Consider the following 273-nt stretch of genomic DNA (forward strand, 5'->3'; position numbering starts at 1 on the left):
AGATGATCAGGTTGATAGGTTCGAGGTGGAAGCATGGTGACATGTGGAGCTGACGAATACTAATAGATCGAGGACTTAACCATATAATATGAAGCAATGTTATCTAGTTTTGAAAGAATATAAAAAACTTGTTGACTTTAAAAGTTAAATGAGTTACAATAATTCTTGTCTTAAATGAATACAGTCTGGTAATGATGGCAGAGAGGCCACACCCGTTCCCATACCGAACACGGAAGTTAAGCTCTCTAGCGCCGATGGTAGTTGGGACCTTGT

General features: G+C 39.2%; 2 rRNA genes. Both read left to right on the forward strand.

From position 1 onward, the window contains the following. Nucleotides 1–83 (forward strand): 23S ribosomal RNA (locus MR109_RS29925); the annotation flags it as partial. A 101-nt stretch (nt 84–184) separates the two neighbouring features. Further along, nucleotides 185–273, forward strand: a 5S ribosomal RNA gene (gene rrf, locus MR109_RS29930); the annotation flags it as partial.

It is taken from the genome of Bacillus cereus group sp. BfR-BA-01310, from assembly GCF_022664325.1.
GTDB lineage: Bacteria > Bacillota > Bacilli > Bacillales > Bacillaceae_G > Bacillus_A > Bacillus_A paramycoides.